General features: G+C 65.6%; 2 protein-coding genes. Both read right to left on the bottom strand.

Annotation, left to right across the window (positions count from 1 at the left end):
• On the bottom strand, positions 1–240 hold a 240-nt coding region (locus ABD949_RS06760; protein ID WP_345241870.1), incomplete at its 3' end, for a hypothetical protein.
• Entirely contained in the window at positions 203–721 is a 519-nt protein-coding gene (locus ABD949_RS06755) for a PA14 domain-containing protein (protein ID WP_425576734.1), read from the bottom strand. The genes ABD949_RS06755 and ABD949_RS06760, both read right to left, overlap by 38 nt.
• Between the last annotated feature and the right edge of the window lie 79 nt (positions 722–800).

Raw genomic sequence — 800 nt, 5'->3', positions numbered from 1 at the left:
CCAGCTGTAGCTCACCCCCGCGCAGTCGGCTCCGCTGCAGGCGGCCGTCAGCTGCACGGGCGTGTTGCAGGCCGGACTGCTGTTGCTCACCGTGGCACTGCCGCTATACTCACAGCTGGTGGGCGCAGGGCAGTTACTCACCGTCAGCGTGCCCGTGCGCACCTGATCGGCACACCCGCTGCGGCTGGCCGTCAGCGTGTAGCTATAGGTGCCGTTGACCGACGGAGCATTGACCGTCACACTGGCCCCCGCCAGCGACAGACTGTTGGGACCGCTCCAGCGGTAGCTCACCCCCCCGCAGTCCCCACCCACGCAAGTGGCCGAGAGCTGTACAGGTGCCCCGCAGCTCACCGTTTGGGAGCCCGGACTGGCCGTGATCGACAGCTCGCAGCTGCTGGTGCTNACCCAGACCACCCGCCCCCTGGATGTAGCGCACCCGGATGGGGTGCCAGCCCCTGGCCAGACAGATCTGCCCGCTGCGCTCGGTCATGCCCTGCATGAAGTCGTTGTTGACCACCTCGGTGCTGCCGATCCACAGCCGGCTGGCATCATCACTGCTGGTATAGAAGCTATACTGCCCATCGGCCGGTATGTTGATGTAGCCCGTGTACTCAAATCCAAAGTAGTCGGCCTTCTGGCGGGGCGCCAACGAGAACTGACCCACCACGGCCTGGGCCACCGGCGTCTTGCCCTCGATCTCACTCACACTGCGGCTCCACATGTGCTCATAGTAGCTGTAGCGCAGACCCGCCACCGGACTGCTCAGGCTCTCGGCCACCCGAACACCATCCCCACAAGGG

Source organism: Nibrella saemangeumensis, assembly GCF_039541915.1.
In the GTDB taxonomy this organism is placed as follows: Bacteria; Bacteroidota; Bacteroidia; order Cytophagales; family Spirosomataceae; genus Nibrella; species Nibrella saemangeumensis.
This window is presented reverse-complemented; position numbering and strand designations above follow the sequence as displayed.